Genomic DNA, 18,315 nt, shown 5'->3' on the forward strand with positions numbered 1-18,315 from the left:
TCGATCCGCGCGTAAGGGCCGGCCGTGCAGTGGTCAGCGCAGTACGCAGCGGAACCCGATATGACTCATCCCCGTATCGACCATCTGCGGCCGGCGGGCCGACGGCCGGTACCGCATGCAGTAGCTGTCCGCGCACAGGAACGACCCGCCCTTGACCACTCGACGCGGGATGGCGAACTGCGGCTGGGAGCGGTCGTAGGACCCCTCCGCGCAGCACGGTGTGGTGGCCCGGTCCTCACCGTAATAGTCGGTGGTCCACTCCCAGACGTTTCCGGCCATATCGAACAGCCCGTAACCGTTGGCCGGGAAGCTGCCCACCGGGGTCGTCTGCCCGTATCCGGTATCCGGGAGGTACGGGAATTCGCCGTGCCAGTAGTTGGCCAGCTTCCGGCCCGCCGGTTCGGGCTCGTCACCCCAGGTGTAGGTGGCGCGGTCGAGCCCACCCCGGGCCGCCACCTCCCACTCGGTTTCGGTCGGCAAGGCCAGTCCCGCCCAGTCCGCGTAGGCCTCGGCGTCCTCGAACGCGATATGCACCACGGGATGGTTCTCGCGGTTGCGCAGCGACGAGCGCGGTCCGCGGGGGTGGTTCCAGCACGCACCCGGCGTCCATGTCCACCATTGACTCAGATGTTTCAGGTCCACCGGTCCCGCCGTACGGTGGAACACCATCGAACCCGGTTGCAGATTCTCCGGCGGTGCACCCGGATAATCAGCGGGATTCAGCGGTCGCTCGGCAACCGTGAGGTAGCCGGTGGCAGCGACGAATTCGGCGAACCGGCCGTTGGTCACCGGATATTTCTGCACCCAGAAGCCACGAGTGGCGACTTCCTTGGCCGGCCCTTCCTCCGGGTATTCGTTATCCGCGCCGACGGTTGTCGCCCGGGCCGGGATCCAGACCGAATCCGCGTCGACTGCGAGTTCGGATATGCGAGTGTCAGTCACCGAAAACCGTGGTCCAATCGTTTTTGATACCGGCCACGGTCCAGCCCGCGGCGGCGGCCCGGTCCAATGCTTTCTCCGCACCCGCGGTGTAGTCGAATTCGCGTTCCGCGTCATCGTGCAGCACCAGCAGTTGCATCGAGGGATGATCGGACGCGGCGGTGAACTCCAGCATCTCGATATCGCCGTTCGAATTACCGGCCGCGAAGATCGGCCGTCGCCCGATCCGGCTCCACAGCCGGACGGGTTTGCCGGCTCCGTCGTCGACGAACTCCATTTCGGCGGTCGTGTAGACGTCCGTGTTCTCGTAGACGAGACCCACGGTGCTGCCGACCACCCGTTCCGGTGGGATCCCGTACATCGGCCCGGAGACGGGCCGCATGAAATCGCGGCCACCGCCGGAGACGATGTAGCAGGTGAACCCGCTGGATTCCAGATACCGCAGCAATTCGATCATCGGCACGTACCCGCATGCCGTGTAGGGCCGCCCGAGTGTCGGATGCCGGGCCTCGTCGAAGAACGCCGCGACCTCGGCGGCGTGCCGTTCCACCGTGATCGCCTGGTGCGCGGCCAGGATCGCGGCCAGCAGCGGCTGGAGATCGCTGTCGTCACCCTGGTAGTGCTTGGTCACCGCGTCGCCCAGCCAGGTCAGGTCCCCGGTGTAGGCGGCCCGGTAGGGCTGTTTATCCCGTAACGACGGGTCGGCCTCGGCCTGTTCCTTGAAGCGTCGCAGCAGAAAGTCCAGCTGGATGTACATCGGTTTCTCACACCACAGCGTGCCGTCGTTGTCGAAAACGGCTACGCGGGCATCCGGCTCGACATAATCCGGGCCGTCGGTGGTGACCCGGCCGACGAAGTCGACGATCGCCGACTTCGTCCGGCCGTCGGTCCAGGTATCGAGCACGGCTCAGTCCTTGGCCAGGAACTTCTCGAGCTTCTCGACCGCGTGGTCGATATTGAAGCTGGCGGGTTCGTGCCGTGGTGGGAACTCCCGGAATGTCTCCAGGAACTGCGATGCCATCGCGGTCATATAGAAGATGAAGTAATCGTGGCGGAGCAGCCACTCGTAGTAGGTGTTCGAGGTGATATCGGCGAACTCGAACGGATCGGTGCGCAGATTGTAGAGCTTGGGCAGCCGCAGATGGACGAACGGTTCGGCCCATACCTGCAAGGTACCCGGGCACCGCTGCTCCAGGAAGACCGCTTTCCAGTTCTCGAACCGCATGGCGATCAGGTCGCCGTCGTCGGAGAAATAGAAGAAACCGCGCCGCGGGCTCGTCTCGACTTCGCCGGTGAGATACGGCAGTAGATTGAAACCGTCTATATGGACCTTGTACTCGGTTTTACCATCGGCACCGGCGACGTGACCCTTCTTCAGCTTCCCGACGATATCCGGTTCGCCCGCGGCGGCCAGCAGCGTCGGCAGCCAATCGTGGTGCTGGATGATGTCGTTGGACACCGAGCCGGCCTCGATCTTCCCCGGCCAGCGGATCAACTCCGGGACCCGGAACGCGCCCTCCCAGTTGGTGTCCTTCTCACTGCGGAACGGTGTCATACCGCCGTCCGGCCAGGTATTGCGGTGCGGGCCGTTATCGGTGGAGTAGATGACGATGGTGTCCTCGGCGATACCGAGTTCGTCGAGCACATCGAGCACGGTCCCGACATTGTTGTCGTGATCGATCATGGCGTCGTGGTAGGACGACTGCCACAGCCCGGCCTGGCCGCGACTCTCGGGCTTCACGTGGGTGTAGAGGTGCATATGGGTGAAGTTGCACCAGACGAAGAACGGATTACCTTCGGCATGCTGGCGCTTGATGTAATCGACGGTGGCGTCGGCGATATCGTCGTCGATGGTCTCCATACGTTTCGCATTCAGCGGACCGGTGTCCACGATGGTCTGCTTGCCGACCGGCCCGAACTTGGGGTCGTCGGGTTCGGTGGAGACCTCGGCGGTCGCCTTGCACCGGAGCACACCGCGGGGCAGAGCGAATTCGTGCAGCCGCGGGAAACGGTCGGCGTGCGGGTAATCGTAGCTTTCGGGTTCCTCTTCGGCGTTGAGGTGATAGAGGTTGCCGAAGAACTCGTCGAAGCCGTGCACGGTCGGCAGGTACTTGTTCAGATCCCCGAAGTGATTCTTGCCGAACTGGCCCGTCGCGTATCCGAGCGGCTTCAGCAGTTCGGCGATGGTCGGGTCTTCGGCGACCCAGCCGATATCGGCGCCCGGCACACCGACCTTGCTCATACCGGTGCGGTACACACTCTGTCCGCTGATGAACGCGGCCCGGCCCGCGGTGCAGCTCTGCTCGCCATAGGAATCGGTGAACCGCATTCCTTCGTCGGCGATCCGATCGATATTCGGGGTGCGATAGCCCATCAGACCGTCGCTGTAGCAACTCAGGTTGGTGATTCCGATGTCATCGCCCCAGATGACGAGAATATTCGGCTTTCCATCAGGCATATCGGCATCCCTCGGTTGTCGCGAACTGCACAGCGTGGAATATCGACCGTCGACCGCGGCAGCGGTTCTACCGCCCGCCCCCGGGATGAGCCTGCGCGGGGGGCTTCCGGGCGTTGGCCAGCGTACCCGGCCATCGGCTCCTTCCGAGCCTTCGTCCGGGGGCGTGTTCCGGTGAGGGACCGGGCCGGCCGCATGTCCCGCCCGGCGGCACGAGATATCTGGTCCAATGGCCTGATGACGTATCGCATTTCGAAAGGAACCATGACGTCGAGGACGTGGCGGGCCGCCGGAGCGGCCGGGGTGGCGGTGGCGGCCCTGGCGGCAGTGATGATCCCCGCGGCGACCAGCGCGGCCGCGCCGGCGCCGTGTTCCGCGGAGACCCTGAACATCGGCACCCGTGAACGGCCGACGGACTCCCCGGGTCAGGGCCGGCTGGAGATCGTCCTCACCAACACCTCCGCACAGAGCTGCGCGGTGCAGGGATACCTCGGGGTGGACCTGGCGGGCCCCGACGATCCGGCCTTCGGCCCGACCTATTCGCTGCCCCGCCAGGAAGTGGGTTTCGCACCGGTGGTGGTGGAACCGGGCTCCGCGGTGAGCAGCGATCTCACCTACCTCCCGGGAGGTCCCGGCGGCTGGGTCCCGGCGACGATAGTCGTCACCCCGCCGGATACCACCACCCAGTTGCAGGCGCCGTGGCCGTCGGGGGCGAGCGTGCAGCGTCAGGACGGTGCCACCCATCCGGGGACCTACATCGGTCCGCTGCGACCCACGTCCTGACACCAGCGACTGCCGCGCCGGCAAGGTCGGCGCGGCGGTGGGTCGCGGGATGTCCGGCGGCACCGACTCGCCTCACCGGAGATCGCACTCGGCGCGCGTAGGGTCGCGCCATGGCGACTGTCGCTGAGCATATGATCTCCGCGTTGCAGGTCAGCGGTGTCAGCCGTATCTACGGGTTGCCCGGTGACAGCCTGAACGGGTTCACCGATGCGATCCGGCGAGCGGACGGCATCACCTGGGAGCATGTACGGCACGAGGAGGCCGCCGCGTTCGCCGCGGCCGCGGACGCCGCGCTGACCGGCCGTCTGGCCGTCTGCGCCGGCAGTTGCGGGCCCGGCAATCTGCATCTCGTCAACGGCCTCTTCGACGCGCAGCGGACGCGGGTCCCGGTGCTGGCCGTCGCCGCGCATATCCCGATCGCCGAGATCGGATCCGGATACTTTCAGGAGACCCACCCCGAACAGTTGTTCCGCGAGTGCAGCGTGTACTGCGAACTCATCAGCAGCGCGCAATCGGCACCGCGGGTCCTGGAGATGGCGATGCGGGCGGCGATCGAGGAAAACGGGGTCGCCGTCGTAGTGGTACCCGGTGAGGTGTTCCAGAGCCGCCTGTCCGGCGAACGGTGGAGCGGCCGGCCGGTACTACCATCCCGGTCGGTGCGGCGGCCGGACGATTCCACGCTGCGCCGCGCCGCGGATATCCTGAATGCCGGGTCACGGGTGACGATTCTCGGCGGGGCCGGCACCGCCGGCGCCCACACCGAGGTCATGGCTCTGGCCGATACTCTGCAATCGCCGATCGTGCACGCGTTTCGCGGCAAGGAACATCTGGAGTACGACAACCCGTACGACGTGGGGATGACGGGCCTGCTCGGCTACGCCTCCGGATACAAGGCGATCAAAGAAGCCGATGTGCTGCTGATGCTGGGCACCGATTTTCCGTATACCCAGTTCTATCCCGAGGACGCGGCGGTCATCCAGGTCGATATCCGCGGCAGCCACCTCGGCCGGCGCACTCCGATCGACGTGGGCATGGTCGGCAGTGTGCGGGACACGATCGACGCGCTGCTGCCGATGCTGACGGGGAAGACCGACCGGACACACCTGGACCGGTCGCTGCGGCATTACGGGCGCACCCGCAAATCGCTGGACGCACTGGCGGTCAACGACCAGGACCGCACGCCCATCCGGCCCGAATACGTGGCCGGCGTGGTGAATCGGCTCGCCGACGACGACACCGTCTTCACTTTCGACGTCGGTACGCCGACGATCTGGGCCGCGCGCTACCTGACCATGAACGGGCGGCGACGCCTCACCGGCTCGTTCACCCACGGCACGATGGCCGCCGCGGTGCCGCATGCGATCGGCGCGCAGACGGCACACCCGGGCCGTCAGGTGATCGCCCTCGCCGGTGACGGTGGATTGACCATGCTGTTCGGCGAGCTGATCACCCTGGTGCAGAGAGGTCTGCCGGTCAAGGTGATCGTGTTCAGCAATTCGTCGCTGAACTTCGTGGAGCTGGAGATGAAGGCGGCCGGGGTGGTGAACTTCGGCACCGATCTGAAAAACCCCGATTTCGGCGCCGTCGCCCGGGCAATGGGCATCCGGGGCCTCCGCGTGGAACGGCCCGGTGACCTGGAGCCGGCCGTCGCGGAAGCCTTGGCGCACGAGGGTCCCGCGCTGGTCGATGTGGTCGTGGCACGGCAGGAGATGACGATTCCACCGGCCATCACGGCCGAACAGGCCAGGGGTTTCAGCCTCTACGCCATCCGCACCATCCTCGCCGGCCGCGCCGACGAACTCCTCGACCTGGTCACCACCAACGTCGCCCGGCGCATTCTGGACTAGAGCCCTACTTGGCGTCCCCGTACGAATCCACCACTGCGGTGGTGAACGGAAACCGCACCGGTGTCGGCCCGAACACGTGCTCGCCCGCGGTATCGGCGGCCGCCGCGATCATTTCGGTGACCAGCGGCGCCTCGGCCGCCGGACAGTGCACGATCACCTCGTCATGCTGGAAGAAGACCAGCTCGGCGCGGAGCCCGGCACGAAATATCGCATGCCGCAGGCCCGCCAGCACCAGGAGCGCCCAGTCGGCGGCGCTGCCCTGTACCACGAAGTTACGAGTGAACCGGCCGCGGGCACGGGCCGCCGCGGTGCTCCCGTACGCTTTGGAGTTCTCCCGGGACAGGTCCTCCTCGTCCGGCGACCCGGCCGATGCCGCCGGGCACGTCCGGCCCAGCCAGGTGCGTACCAGCCGGCCCTCCGCGCCGGCGCGCGCCGCCTCGTCGACATAGGCCACCGCGGCCGGATAACGCCGGCGGAGAGCGGCCAGGTGGGTCAGGGCATCGCCGGAGGTCTGACCGTAGATCGCGCCGAGTAGGGCGAGTTTGGCCTGCGCGCGATCGCCACCGAAACCACGGAACGCCAGATCCGCGTACAGATCCGCACCCCGGCCGGCCACCTCCATCAACCCCGGATCACGCGAAACGGCGGCCAGTATCCGCGGCTCCATCTGGTCGGCGTCCGCGACCACCAGGCACCAGCCCGGATCGGCGCGGATCGCCCGGCGTATCACCTTCGGGATCTGGAGGGCGCCACCCCCATTGGTGGTCCAGCGGCCGGAAACGGTACCGCCGGGGAAATACTCGGGACGGAAACGACCGCCGTGTACCCACTGTTCGAGCCAGGACCAGCCGTACGCGGTGTACAGGCGGTACAGCGATTTGTAGGCCAGCAACGGCGCCACCGCGGGATGATCGATTCGCTGGAGCTCCCATTTCCGGGTGGAGGACAACTCGATTCCGGCGCGTGCGAAGGCTCTGACGATATCGTTGGGCAGATCCGGGCGGACCCGCGCCCCGTCGCCGAACGCCCGCGACACCTGATCGGCCAGCTCCGCCAGCCGGGCCGGTTCCGCCCCACCCGGAAAGCGCTCACCCAGCATCGTGTCCAGTAATTCGCGGTGGACATCCGCGCGCCACGGGAGCCCGTAGCGCGACATCTCCACGGCGACCAGCATGCCCGCCGATTCGGCGGCGAGCAGCAGCCGCATCCGCTCCGGATACGCGGTGGCCGCCGTCCGGGCGAGCTGTCCCGCATACACTTCCAGCAGGGCCGTGAATTCGTCGGTGCCGGGTGGCAGCGGTACCGGCCCGGATTCGAACAGCGACGGCTGGACCTCCGCCACTCGCGCGGGGGCATCCGGAGGAACCGGCAGGTTGTGCAGCCGGGCCCAGGCCGCCGCCAGCGAGCGCGGCTGCCCCGACTGCCCCTCTTCGTACCCGATCAGCAGGGCCTCCGCGGCCTGCACGTCATAGCACCGCTCGACCCGCACCCCCGCCGCCAGCAGGGGGCGGTAGATCTCGGCGGTGGATCGCCACACCCACCGCTCGACCTCGGGGCGTGAGCGCACCGCTTCGGCGAGCGAGGGTTCGTGAACCACCGGGCCCGGCCGGCCGGCCGGATCGAGCGGACACAGAAAAGCACCCCCGTCGCCCGATTCCGCCACCGCCCATCTCACCTGGCAGAGTCTGGCACCGGGGTCCGACAGGCCGCGGCAGCGGTTCGCCGTGTCGGCGCTCCGTTCCCGTTGACCTCGACCGCGCGGCACCCGGAGCGGCACCGGCGACGCCGCGGGGCATGGGGGTACGGCGTCTAGGTCTCCCTCCGGCCGCTACGCCCGCCCGCGGCCGACTGCCCGAAGAAGAACCCGAGGATCAGCAGGATCATATTCATCACGATCTCGGGGACCTCCGTATGCGTGAACATGGCGATCACCATCACCGCGCTGAACCCGACCAGCAGGAACGCTCCCAGGAGCACCGCGATGGGTTCACGCTGCAGCGCCGACCAGCGCATCTTCGCGCGACGCTCTTCCAGGCCCCGGGCCACATTCCGCAATTCGATCTCCAATGCGGCATCCCGCGCGTCCTCGGTGTCCGACGATTTCACCACCGCATCCTGTGCCCGCTGGATCTGATCGGCGACCATCTGCCGGGCCACCGGGTCGTGGATCGCGGAATCGGCTACGTGCCGAATCCGGGAGAGCTCGCTGCGCGAGGTGGCATTGCGCAGCCCGGCCTGCAGTTCCTTCCGGACCTCCGCGAGCCGGCGCAGCATGAACTCCGCACCGACCACGTCGGTCGCCCCGCGGCTGTCGGTGATATCGAACGGCTGCCGGTTCTGCCGAGGGACGAGGTCCATCATGTTTTCGACCCGGGACAGCCACCCCGCGAAATCGTCCGGGTCGGCACCTTCGAAGGTGTGGGGGATGCCTAATTCTTCCTTGATGCTGTTCCGGATGGCTTCGCGGTTCTCCGGCGAAACATCTCGTTCTTCCCGCGGCTCTCTGCGGCCCAACGCATTCCTCCCACACTGACCGGTGCTTGCCGAACCAGAGTACGGGGCCTGGCATCGACACGGTGACGGGATACACACTCGCGCAGCAACTCCCAGGACAGCGCTCCCGCTGCGTCGACGAAATCCCGGCCATCGCGCAGGGTTCATTCTGCCCAGCGCGACCGCCTCGGCGCTTCAGGTCACCAGCAGGACTCCGGCCAGGGCGATGGCCGCCACCCACACCGTGGAGAGGCCGGCCAGCACAATCGGCCGCGATCCCACCGAGCGCAGCAGTGATACCCGGACGCCGAGCCCCAGTGCGAACATCGCCGCGGTGAGCAGTGCGGTCTGGATCCACTGGGCCTGGTCGACCACGACCTGTGGCAGCAGCCCGGTGGAGCGCAGTGCGACGCATACGAGGAAGCCGAGAACGAACACCGGAACAAGTGGCGGCTGCGCGTTATCGGCGCCACCGCCCCCGGCCGTTCGCCGCCGGCGCGCGCCGAGGTAGGCCATGACGAGGGCGAGCATCAGTACCCGGGCCAGCTTGACCACCGTGGCGACAGCGAGCGCCGCGCCCCCGATGATGCCGCCGGCCGCCACTGCCTGCGCCACCTCGTGGATCGATCCACCGGCCCATATTCCCGCCTGCCGTTCGGACAGGCCGATCACGTTCGCCAGGAGCGGCACCGCCGGGATCATCATCGTCCCGAAGACGACCACCAGCGCGACGGCGGTGAGCAGTTCCTCGTCGTCGGCGTCGACGACTCCGCCGGCGGCCGCGACCGCCGCCGCCCCGCAGATCGAGAATCCGCAGGCGATGAGCACCCGCTGCGTCCACGACAGCCCCAGCAGTTTGCCCGCGTACATGGTGCCCGCGATACCGAGGACGACGATCGATACGACGACGGCGATCACACCCCACCCGAGGCCGATGACGTCGCTGAACATCAACCGCAGTCCGAGCAGTGCCACGCCCACCCGGAGCAGCCGCTTCGAGGAGAAGTCCAGACCCGGCCGGATCCAGCCGGGCACCATGACGAGATTGGCCAGCAGGGCGCCTGCCACGATGGCGATCAGGAGCGGGCTCACCGCCGGTACGAAGTGTCCGATCACCATCGCGGCCGCGGCTCCGGCTCCGCACAGTGCGATACCGGCCGCGACGCCCGCGCGGCGGGTGCGGGCCGGCCGGGTGCGGGCCTCCGGGTGCACCGGCCGCTCCGGATCGGTGACCTGACGAACATCACTGGACATACCGGGAACTCTGCTGCGCCGGCCCCGCCCCCGGTAGCGGGCAATCCGCTATCACTCCATATCAATCTGATATGGAGTGATCATAGGTCATATAATCAGCGCATGTTCAGTCGATGGCCTGAGCTCGGGGTGCTGGAACTGCTCGTCGGGGTCGACGACCACGGGAGTCTCGGCGCGGCGAGCAGGATCGCCGGTATCGCCCAGCCGAACGCCAGTCGCGCGATCAAGCGGTTCGAGGCGCAGGTCGGAACACCGCTGCTGCAGCGTAAGCCCACCGGTTCGACACTGACTCCGGAGGGCACGGTGATCGCCCACTGGTCCCGGAAGGTTCTCGACGAGGCCCGGCAACTCCTCGACGTCGCGGCGGGTATGCGCGAGAAGCGCGCCGCGGAGCTCACCGTTAGCGCGAGTATGACCGTCGCCGAGCATCTGATGCCCGCGTGGCTGGGGCAGTTCCGGCGAACGGCCCCGGACGTCACGATCCATCTCCAGGTGCGCAATTCCATGCACGTGTTCGACGATGTCACCGCCGGGCACTGCGATGTCGGGTTCGTCGAGTCTCCGGCCGTGCCGGCGGCGTTGCACAGTGTCGCGGTCGCGCGCGACCGGCTGGTGGTCGTGGTCGACCCGCGTCACCCATGGACCCGGCGCAGACGGCCGTTGCCGGTCGCCGAGCTCGCACAGACACCGCTGGTGGTCCGCGAGCCCGGATCCGGCACCCGTACCACGCTGGACCTGGCTCTCCAGGAATACGAGAGGGCGGCGCCGCTGCTCGAACTCGGAAGCGGCGCGGCCATCAGAACGAGTGTGCTGGGCAGGGTCGGACCGGCGGTCCTGAGCACCCTCGCGGTATCGGCCCAGGTGGAATCAGGTGAGCTGAAGGTCGTCGAGGTAGAAGATCTCCATCTGGATCGCATCCTGCGGGCTGTCTGGCGCCCGCCTCGTCAACTGGAGGGACCCGCCGGCGACCTGGTCCGGCTCGTGCGGCGCGCTCGCGCGCTATGAGGACCCGCCTCTGGGACGGGCGCCCCTTCCGAAGGTGATGTCGGCGTGCTCGGGATCCCACCGGTTGCGGAACACCACATCCGTGAGCGGTCGCCGGCGGACCGGCCCGTGGCGTCCGCGTGGCCAGCCGATGACGATATGCCCGGCCAGAAACCATTCGTCGGGTATGCCGACCGATTCGCGGAGCACCTGGCCGCCGTCGTACGACGCCCAACTCGTCAAGCAGGCGCCCAGGCCCTGGGCGCGTGCGGCGAGGTAGAAGTTCTGTAGCGCGGGATAGATCGAACCGCCCTGCAGGAACTCCGAGGAGAAGTCGTTCTTGAACGCGGCGAACAGCACCGACGTGTATTCACCGGCCCGGTCGTGCAGTTCATAGGTGGCGCGGTTGTTGCGCGCGGCGCGGCCGCGGTCGTCGTCGGAGGGCCTGCTCATCCCGTAGATCGATTCGATCGACCGCAAGGCGATCTGCGCCGCCTGCGCCACCGCGGCCCGCTGCTCGGGTGCGTCGAGAACGATGAAACGCCACAGTTGCGCGTTGGCCCCGTTCGGGGCCCAGGTCGCGGCCCGAAGGCAACGCTCGAGCGTGGCGTCATCGACCGGCTCGTCGGTGAACCGGCGAATCGACCGAGCGGAGGACAGTACTTCCCAGACGTCGTCACTCGGATGGCGCATTCTTTTGGTGTACTCGACCTCCGCGCAGATGTCGAGAGAGCCGGACCGGCGGGCAGTTTCGGCGCGCGGCCGGGTGTTGTCTCGAATCAGCAGCAACTCGTCTCAATCTTGTGACGTAACACTGTGGCCGGATCCCGGTCCCGTAATCTGAGCCTCTGGCCCCGTGTTGACAGGGGACGGATTCCCGGAGCTCCTCGGGTGCCAGGCGTATCGACATCGCACCCAGGGACGTGTGCCATGAGATGTTTGCGTACCGGCGCTCTCGCCTTGCTCGTCATCGTGCTATTTCTCACCGGGCAAGCCGCCGCCCAACCACCCGGCATCCCGATTCCCGGACTACCTGTATCACCACCGCCGACGGACGTGAGCGGCGCGATACTGCCCACTGTTCAGGAGTGGATCGACCAGGTGATTCCGCCGCCGCCGATCGCGCCGGCGCCCCACCCGGCACCGATGTCGGAAACGCACGATATGACACCGGAACTGGCCGCGCTGCGGCAGGCGGTGCTACCCGCGCCGGTCGGCGACCCGATATTCGATCTGTGGCCGCCGAACCTCGCCGATTCCGCCCCGGGCGCGGTGCTCGAGGTCCGCGATATCACCGCCTCGGCCGCGCCGCTGGTCGTGGTACCGATCCGCCAGGCCCTGCTGTTCAAGTACCGGACCACCGATGCGCACGGCCGCCCCTCCTTCGCCACGGCCACGCTGGTGATTCCGGCGTCCCCGTCACCGATGCCCGGCGCACGGCCGGTCGTCGTCAACAACCTCCCGATCGATGCTCTCGGCCGTCACTGCACGCCGAGCTACACCCTGGCGCATGGATTCTCATTCGCGGACAGCGCGTTCACCGATTTCGTGCCGCCCACCACACACCTGGCCGCACTGCGCGGCTACGCCGTACTCATCCCGGATCACGAGGGCCCGCTGATGGCCTACGCCGAGCCCTATGTCGCGGGCCACGCGGTACTCGATGCGGTACGCGCCGTGCGCGACTGGAGGGCCGACGAGTTCGGCGCGAGCAGATTCGCGATGACCGGCTATTCCGGTGGTGCGATCGCCACGCACGGTGCGGTGAAACTGATCGACAGCTACGCACCCGAGCTCGCACCGTTCCTGGCCGGGGCGGCGCTGGGCGGGGTGCCCGCCGACTTCGAGATCCTCGCCCGCAGTATGAACGGCAACCTGGCCTCGGCCGTGTTCATGGCGGCCGTTTTCGGTATCGCGCGCGAGCGGCCCGAGATCCTGACCCGGATGAACCACTTCGCCCAATGGGTTACCACCTCACCGATGAAAGACCAGTGCATCAGCGTTTTCGCGCTGCCCGGCGTGCTGCTGCTGCCGATCGATATCGCCGCGAATATCGCCGATCCACTGCGATCGACACTGGCACAGGATATCTACGAGGTGACCCGGATGGCCGGGCTCGCATCGGCGACACCGCTCTACATCTACAACGGGGAACAGGAGTTCTGGATCCCCGCCGAGGGCGCACGCAACCTCTACCGCGAGCAGTGCGCACTCGGCGTCACCGCCGTCTACCGCGGCGTGCTCGGCGAACACATCATCGCGGCGGGGCTCGGCTACCCCGAGGCCGTGCTCTGGCTGGACGAGCGCCTGCGCGGCGTCCCGGCGGAAAGTGAATGCTGAAGGCACGCGACCGGAATGTCCGGGCAGGTCGAGGCCGGATTGTCGAACCCCCAGCCCTCGGCTGCGCCGGCAGCGGAGGCACGACCAGGCGGCAAGGGCCGAGTGCGATCGGCCTCGCACATCGTGAGTTGCCCGGCCGCTTTCTTGCCGGCAGCTCCCCGGCAATCCGAGTTGCGTGTGCCGTGTCGTCTGCGCAACCTCGGACGTTGATGAGCCATGTTGATGCTCATTCTCAATGATGGGGACCTCATGCGTCACGTCACCGCCCCATCATGGCATAAGCATTTCTCTTTTTGGAGCAAGTCGCCTCAAATATTTTCCCACAAAGCCCGAAGATTCGTCAGATCGTCGCGCGCGGGCCGAAAAATAGCGACGCATCCAAGCAAGCTGATAAGTTACTCATAATTCTCGCCGGTTTCACACCCGGCGGAACCGTTCCGACTCGATGAGGAGACGACGATGCCCCTCCCCCTCCGCCTGGCCACCGCCTCGATTGCGGCAGCCGGCCTGATCGGCACCGCGGCCGGTGCGACAGCCGCTCCCCCGACTCCGGCACCGGTGGCCGTCGCAGAATCCGGCACCGGCTCGGCCATGGCGGACACGGGATCGGCGGCCGCGCAGTCGGCGGTCGGCGCCGTCCAGCGCGGCGATATCTTCGGGATCATCGCGCTGCTCGTCATCACGCCCTTTCAGATGCTGACCGGCGGCGTCTGCGACCTCGCCTCGGGGTCCGCACTGCCGAATCCGTGTAGCCCGGGCTACTGATACCGACAGGCGCGCCGACCGCGGCATCCGATCCGCCGTACGCGCGCTGATTGCTCGCGGCCGGTACGCATGCGAGGCTGTGGATGTGCTGTTCGCCGAGGTCGCCGATGCCTCCGCCGATATCGCGTCGGCGTCGGCGCGGCGGGCCAAGACCGACCGTCTCGCCGCGCTGCTGAGCCGTATCGCGGCAGAGGGCGACGCGCGGCTGGTATCGGTAACCGCCTCCTGGCTTTCCGGCGAACTGCCGCAACGCCAGATCGGCGTGGGGTGGGCGGCGTTGCGGTCGCTGCCGCCACCCGCCCCGACGCCGACGCTCACCGTCGCCGAGGTCGATGAGCGATTCACCCGGATCGGCGCGGTATCCGGAAAGGGCTCCCGGGTCGCGCGCGCCGAACTGGTGCTCGATCTGTTCAGCAGCGCATCCGGTATCGAGCAGACGTTTCTGCGGCGGCTGCTCAGCGGTGAGTTGCGCCAGGGCGCCCTGGCGGGAGTGATGTCCGACGCGGTCGCCGAAGCCGCCGGTATACCCGCCGCCGAGGTCCGGCGCGCGGCGATGCTGGCCGGCGCCCTGCCCGCTGTCGCGGCCGCGGCTCTCACCGCGGGCCGGCCGGCGCTGGCGGAGTTCCGGCTCCGCCCGGGGCGACCGGTCGGGCCGATGCTGGCGCAGACCGCGACCGGCGTCGACGATGCGCTCCGGCGACTCGGCGGCACGGCGGTACTCGAAACCAAACTGGACGGCGCCCGAGTGCAGATCCACCGCGCCGGAACGGCGGTTTCGGTCTTCACTCGCAGTCTCGACGATGTCACCGCACGGCTCCCCGAGGTCGTGGCCGCGACCCTCGCCCTGCCCGCTACCGATCTGATCGCGGATGCCGAGGCCATCGCGTTACGGCCCGACGGACGGCCGCACCGCTTCCAGGTCACCGCCGCCCGCTTCGGCCGCAAGCATCCGGGCGATCTCGAACCGCTGTCGGTGTTCTTCTTCGATCTGCTGCACCTCGACGGCAGAGATCTCCTCGATCTTCCGGCCCGGGACCGGCTCGCCGCACTCGACACTCTCGTTCCCGCTACCCAGCGGGTGGGTCGCGTGGTGACCGCCGACGCCGCCGCCGCACAGCAGTTCCTGGACCGCACGCTGGCGGCCGGGCACGAAGGCGTGATGGCGAAATCGCCGTCGGCACCGTACGAGGCCGGGCGCCGCGGGGCCGGCTGGCTCAAGGTCAAACCCGTGCACACCCTGGACCTGGTCGTCCTCGCGGTCGAATGGGGTTCCGGCCGGCGCACCGGCACCCTGTCGAATATCCACCTGGGCGCGCGCGATCCCGCCACCGGCGGATTCGTGATGCTGGGGAAGACGTTCAAAGGAATGACCGACGCCATGCTGAAATGGCAGACCGCGCGCTTCACCGAACTCGCCGACGGCCCCACCGACGAGTACGTCGTGAAACTGCGACCCGAACAGGTCGTCGAAATCGCCTTCGACGGAGTCCAGAGTTCCAGCCGCTACCCCGGCGGCATGGCACTGCGGTTCGCCCGCGTGGTGCGCTACCGCGACGACAAATCCCCGGCCGAGGCCGATACGGTGGGCACCGTTCGCATGTTGCACGAACGGGACAGCTGAAACTCACGGCCGCCGGCCCGGCCGGCGGCGTCGGACTCGGTGATCCGGTACGACCACACCGGCAACCTTCCGGCGAGCAGATCGTCGATACCGGTCCATCCATGTTTTCGTGCAGTACGGCGATACGCCCCGGCAACGATAGCGCCGGTCAGCACCCGATTCAGGACGACGTTGTGCAATCTGCCCAAGGCAGTCCGCCGATTGTGGCGTTTCGAGATATTTCCCGGCATCGCAGCACTGGCTAACCTCAGATCACACCGACTAGGGAAGCTGATGGGTTTGTCCGGATCCGTTGAATATCTCGAAGTGCGTCACCGCGGCACCACCCCGTGCATCCGGGATCATCACCGGGCCTGGTCATACCACGAGTTCACCGCGCGCGTCGATGCCGCCGCCGCCCAACTCGCTGCCGCCGGGACCGGACGGGGCACAACCATCGCCACCCTCCTACCCAACCGGCTCGAGTTGATGGTCGCCCTGATGGCCGTGTGGCGGCTGGGTGCGACCGCTGCTCCGGTGGACCCAGAAATCGGCCGGGCCCGGGCAGAACAGCAGATCTTCGGAGCGAACGCCCTCCTCGTTCTGGACAATCGCACAATACTGAGTCCTGGACTGCGTCTGGGTGGCGCGCCCTGTATGCCCGTCGAGATTCTGCCCCGGCGGAGGCCGGCGGCGTGGCAGACGCCCCCGGCGCCGAAAGCCGACGACATTGCTCTCGTATATCCCGAACAGGGTTGCCGACCGGCGCACAGCGAAATCCCGCACGGAGACCTGGACCGGCTGGCCCGGCAGACAACCGAGCATCTGGGACTCACCGCGAGCGCCCACTGTTCGATATCGTTGCCGCTGGTCCGCGCCGAGGTCATCGCGATGAATTTTCTGGCCGCCATACTGTTGGGCGCCCCGATCACCCTCGTCACGGGCCGATCGGGTGCACCTCGAACACCGGCAACGCGCCGGCCGTCCGTGGCGTACGGCCTACGCACATCACCTCCGTCGATCCATTCGTCTTCTCGTCTCGCGAAAGGCCCGGCGCGGTGACCGCCTCTGAACTCCCTCCGGCGGCCCGGCCCGATCCGGAGCCGGGGCCGGTAACAGACCGCGCGTCCGCTCTCGCGCTGGAGATCGGGGCGGGGCTGCGCGCGCGGGAATCGGAGATCGCCGCGGGGATGGCCCGACGGATACTCCACGAGATCAACTACACCCGAGCGGATCCACGCCTTTCGGATCTGCGGTCCGCCAGCATCCACGCCAATGTGACCACGATGATCGAGGTCTTGGCCAACGACATCCCGGTCGCCAATCTGCAACCGCCGATGGCGGCCGTCGAATACGCGCGGCGGATGGCGCAGCGCGAGTTTCCGTCCAACCTGCTGGTGCGGGCCTACCACATGGGCCAGAACACCATGATGCGCATGTGCTATGACGCCGTGGCGCAACGCGGCCTGCCGGCGGCGCTGGGACTGGCGGTCCTGCAACGACTCACCGAGTACGTCTACGCGTATACCGATTGGATCATCGAGTACGTCCTCGAAACCTACGAAACAGAACGTATGCGGTGGACTAATGCCCGCGGCACTGTCCACTCCTCCACGGTGCAGGCACTGCTGTCGCCGCGGACGCCGGACCCGGCGGGATTCGAGACCGACACCGGCTACCGCCTCGATCCCACCCATCTGGCGGTGATCCTGTGGTCGACCAGCAGCGACGAGGTCGGCACATTGGCGCGGCTGGATTCCGGGGCGCGAAGGATGGCCCACGCATTGCAGGCCGACGGCCCACCGCTGTTGACAGCCGTCGACCGGCGGACGTTGTGGGCCTGGTTCCCGTTCCGGCGCCAGCCGGCGATCGATGCCGACGCACTGAGGTCGGAGGCGGGACTCTCCGCGGAGGTGCGGCTGGCGGTCGGACTACCGGGTCGGGGGCTCGACGGTTTCCGCCGCTCCCATCGGCAGGCCACCGCCGCCTACTTTGTCGCCACCCTGCCGGAATCACCGGCCGGCAATCCGGCGATCGGGTTCGGCGACCCCGGAGTGGCGGTGGTATCGCTGCTGGCCAGAGACTTGGACTCGACGCGCGAGTGGGTGCGCGAGGTACTCGGGACACTCGCCGACGACACCGATCAGGCAGCAACGCTGCGAGAAACGTTGAGCACCTTCTACGAAACCGGTGAAAGCCATGTGCACACGGCACAACAGATGACCCTGCACCGCAACACCGTCAAATACCGCATCACCAAGGCGGTCGAAGCCACCCGGAGCAATGGCGCCGGCCACGAGAAACTGGATATCGCGCTCGCTCTCCGTATCTGCCGCTTCCTCGGACGGAGTGTCCTGCGAACGCCGTCCTGACCGATATGTGCAACAGGGACAAAATAATTTCGACGAATGTGCATAGTGAACAAACTTCCGGATTCGACCGGATGGCCCGTTGTTCCAAACAATCCCATTCGACAGAGTCACCGGTCGGACACGATATGTTGCCCGATTCCTTTTCACATGAAAGACGTGCACGAACACAGTGCTCAGGCAGCGGCAATGCGTAGATTTCAGCGCCGCCGCACGTCACAGCGACATTTTGGCGCGCGCGATGAGCGCAACCGGACGCCTTCCCAATAATGGCGAGAAGTTCGATCGGTGTAAGAATACAGCCGTACGACCGCGCAGTCGGATCACCGCAATTCATCTAATTCGCAACCACCAGCGGAACCGCGTTTCCGGGCGGTCGGCCAGTCACAGAAAACACTGGAGGAGACACCCTTGTTCACTCCGGATCGCTCAGCGATCCGCATATGTGCGTTTATCAAGGAACATGACGGAACGTTCACTGAAGGA

15 protein-coding genes are annotated in these 18,315 nt (G+C 67.2%); 8 read left to right on the top strand and 7 right to left on the bottom strand.

Annotated features, from left to right (window positions below):
- Positions 1-33: 33 nt before the first annotated feature.
- From AB0F41_RS00295 to AB0F41_RS00305, 3 genes are read right to left on the bottom strand one after another with little or no spacing between them, the layout of a single operon-like run.
- Positions 34-942 carry a formylglycine-generating enzyme family protein gene (locus AB0F41_RS00295; protein WP_357420400.1) on the bottom strand — a complete coding sequence of 303 codons (909 nt, stop codon included), beginning with the start codon at positions 940-942 and terminating at the stop codon, positions 34-36.
- A complete protein-coding gene (locus AB0F41_RS00300; protein ID WP_357420402.1) occupies positions 935-1,843 on the bottom strand; it encodes an HAD family hydrolase in 909 nt (302 codons plus the stop codon). The genes AB0F41_RS00295 and AB0F41_RS00300 overlap by 8 nt, the downstream gene beginning before the upstream one ends.
- A 3-nt stretch (positions 1,844-1,846) precedes the next feature.
- Positions 1,847-3,397 (bottom strand): arylsulfatase, encoded by a 1,551-nt coding sequence (locus tag AB0F41_RS00305; protein ID WP_357420404.1) that lies wholly within the window; start codon positions 3,395-3,397, stop codon positions 1,847-1,849.
- A gap of 261 nt (positions 3,398-3,658) precedes the next feature.
- On the opposite strand from AB0F41_RS00305, the gene AB0F41_RS00310 reads away from it, so the two are divergent.
- Both AB0F41_RS00310 and poxB read left to right on the top strand, forming a co-directional pair.
- Positions 3,659-4,177 carry a DUF4232 domain-containing protein gene (locus tag AB0F41_RS00310; protein ID WP_357420406.1) on the top strand — a complete coding sequence of 173 codons (519 nt, stop codon included), beginning with the start codon at positions 3,659-3,661 and terminating at the stop codon, positions 4,175-4,177.
- 110 nt (positions 4,178-4,287) lie between these two features.
- Positions 4,288-6,024 carry a ubiquinone-dependent pyruvate dehydrogenase gene (poxB, locus tag AB0F41_RS00315; RefSeq protein WP_357420408.1) on the top strand — a complete coding sequence of 579 codons (1,737 nt, stop codon included), beginning with the start codon at positions 4,288-4,290 and terminating at the stop codon, positions 6,022-6,024.
- Positions 6,025-6,028: 4 nt separating this feature from the next.
- Here poxB and AB0F41_RS00320 read toward each other — a convergent pair whose 3' ends face one another.
- The 3 genes from AB0F41_RS00320 to AB0F41_RS00330 form a co-directional block, all read right to left on the bottom strand.
- Entirely contained in the window at positions 6,029-7,699 is a 1,671-nt protein-coding gene (locus AB0F41_RS00320; protein WP_357420409.1) for a bifunctional 3'-5' exonuclease/DNA polymerase, read from the bottom strand.
- A gap of 134 nt (positions 7,700-7,833) precedes the next feature.
- Positions 7,834-8,538: a hypothetical protein gene (locus tag AB0F41_RS00325; protein ID WP_357420411.1), complete on the bottom strand. Its 705-nt coding sequence runs from the start codon at positions 8,536-8,538 to the stop codon at positions 7,834-7,836.
- Between the two features lie 174 nt (positions 8,539-8,712).
- Positions 8,713-9,771 carry a putative sulfate exporter family transporter gene (locus tag AB0F41_RS00330; protein WP_357420412.1) on the bottom strand — a complete coding sequence of 353 codons (1,059 nt, stop codon included), beginning with the start codon at positions 9,769-9,771 and terminating at the stop codon, positions 8,713-8,715.
- A 102-nt stretch (positions 9,772-9,873) separates the two neighbouring features.
- On the opposite strand from AB0F41_RS00330, the gene AB0F41_RS00335 reads away from it, so the two are divergent.
- Positions 9,874-10,776, top strand: coding sequence for a LysR substrate-binding domain-containing protein (locus AB0F41_RS00335; RefSeq protein ID WP_357420413.1), 903 nt, complete (start codon positions 9,874-9,876; stop codon positions 10,774-10,776).
- Here the strand turns inward: AB0F41_RS00335 and AB0F41_RS00340 are convergent.
- Positions 10,771-11,448, bottom strand: a complete 678-nt coding sequence (locus tag AB0F41_RS00340) for a nitroreductase family protein (RefSeq protein WP_357420414.1) — start codon at positions 11,446-11,448, stop codon at positions 10,771-10,773. The two genes, AB0F41_RS00335 and AB0F41_RS00340, sit on opposite strands and share 6 nt — an antisense overlap.
- Positions 11,449-11,901: 453 nt before the next feature.
- Between AB0F41_RS00340 and AB0F41_RS00345 the strand changes: the two genes are divergently transcribed.
- From AB0F41_RS00345 to AB0F41_RS00365, 5 genes are all read left to right on the top strand, one after another.
- Complete coding sequence (locus tag AB0F41_RS00345) at positions 11,902-13,095, top strand: lipase family protein (protein ID WP_357420415.1); 1,194 nt, start codon at positions 11,902-11,904, stop codon at positions 13,093-13,095.
- A 459-nt stretch (positions 13,096-13,554) separates the two neighbouring features.
- Positions 13,555-13,860 (top strand): hypothetical protein, encoded by a 306-nt coding sequence (locus AB0F41_RS00350; RefSeq protein WP_357420416.1) that lies wholly within the window; start codon positions 13,555-13,557, stop codon positions 13,858-13,860.
- An 85-nt stretch (positions 13,861-13,945) separates the two neighbouring features.
- Positions 13,946-15,481: an ATP-dependent DNA ligase gene (locus AB0F41_RS00355; protein ID WP_357420968.1), complete on the top strand. Its 1,536-nt coding sequence runs from the start codon at positions 13,946-13,948 to the stop codon at positions 15,479-15,481.
- A gap of 171 nt (positions 15,482-15,652) precedes the next feature.
- Entirely contained in the window at positions 15,653-16,522 is an 870-nt protein-coding gene (locus AB0F41_RS00360) for an AMP-binding protein (RefSeq protein WP_357420418.1), read from the top strand.
- On the top strand, positions 16,519-17,832 hold the full coding sequence (locus tag AB0F41_RS00365) for a helix-turn-helix domain-containing protein (protein ID WP_357420420.1): 1,314 nt from the start codon (positions 16,519-16,521) through the stop codon (positions 17,830-17,832). The genes AB0F41_RS00360 and AB0F41_RS00365 overlap by 4 nt, the downstream gene beginning before the upstream one ends.
- The last annotated feature ends 483 nt before the right edge of the window (positions 17,833-18,315 follow it).

Origin of the sequence: Nocardia sp. NPDC024068, from assembly GCF_040638875.1 — a bacterium.
In the GTDB taxonomy this organism is placed as follows: Bacteria; Actinomycetota; Actinomycetes; order Mycobacteriales; family Mycobacteriaceae; genus Nocardia.